Raw genomic sequence first — 1,200 nt, forward strand, 5'->3', positions numbered from 1 at the left:
TGTGGTCAAAGGATGAGTTGGTTCAGAAGCGGGAACGATTCTGGGTGTTAGTTGCTGGGGGTTCGACATCGTCTGCGGCGTGTGATGCTGTGGGTGTGGATCGACGAACTGGACGACGTTGGCGCCAAGCGACAGGAGGTCGGGTTCCGCTACCGAAGCCGGAGTTCTCGGGGCGTTACCTATCTTTGGAGGAACGGCTGCAGATCGCTGACCTGCACCTGACGGGCGCCGGTGTGCGGGAGATTGCTGTCGAACTGGGCCGGTCTGCCGGCACGATCAGTCGCGAGCTGGCCCGAGGCGGGTCCAAGACTGGCCCCCAAGCACGAACCAGGTATGCGCCTTACGCGGCTCAGAAGCAGTCCGAGCACCGTGGCCGCCGACCCAAGAAAAGCAAGTTTGACCACCCGGAGCTGGCATCCTTGCTGCAGGCCAAGTTGTGTGTGAAATGGAGTCCGGAACAGATCAGTGATCACTTGGCGGTGGTGTTTCCGGACCGGCAGGAGATGCGGGTGAGCCCCGAGACGATCTACCAAGCACTGTATGTGCAAGGCCGTGGCCACTTGCGGGCTGATCTTCATCAACACTTGCGAACTGGCCGCGCCATCAGGCGTCCGAGGCGACCCGCCGCGAAAAACTCGGGCAAGATCCCCGACATGATCATGATCAGCGAGCGACCCGCGGAAGTGGCCGACCGTGCTGTTCCCGGTCATTGGGAAGGAGATCTGATTCTGGGGTCGAACTGCCGGTCCGCGATCGCTACCTTGGTGGAACGGAAGACACGATTCACCATGCTTGTCCACCTCCCCGGCGACCACGGCGCGATCGCCGTTCGTGATGGCCTGCTGGCAACCATCAAAACTCTCCCCGAACGGCTGGCTAAGACCCTGACCTGGGATCAGGGAACCGAGCTCGCCCAGCATAGACAGATCACCATGGCGACCAAGATGGCGATCTACTTCTGTGATCCACACTCGCCCTGGCAACGAGGCACCAACGAGAATACGAACGGGCTGCTGCGCCAGTATTTCCCGAAGGGCACCGACCTCTCGGTCCATTCGCCCGAGCGGCTGCTCGAAGTCGCAACCGAACTCAACGATCGTCCACGCAAAACACTCGGCGGGATTACACCCGCGCAAGCCCTGCAACGGCTAATGTCAGAGCCAGGAAAGCCCATCGTTGCAACGACCGGTTGAATCCGCC

The 1,200-nt window shown here is 61.1% G+C and carries 1 protein-coding gene; it reads left to right on the forward strand.

Annotation, left to right across the window (positions count from 1 at the left end; all coding sequences use genetic code 11):
• The first annotated feature begins 17 nt into the window (after positions 1-17).
• Positions 18-1,193 (forward strand): IS30 family transposase, encoded by a 1,176-nt coding sequence (locus DL891_RS16565; protein ID WP_255563112.1) that lies wholly within the window; start codon positions 18-20, stop codon positions 1,191-1,193.
• Positions 1,194-1,200: the final 7 nt, after the last annotated feature.

The organism is Homoserinimonas sp. OAct 916, assembly GCF_003260275.1.
Taxonomy (GTDB): Bacteria; Actinomycetota; Actinomycetes; order Actinomycetales; family Microbacteriaceae; genus OACT-916.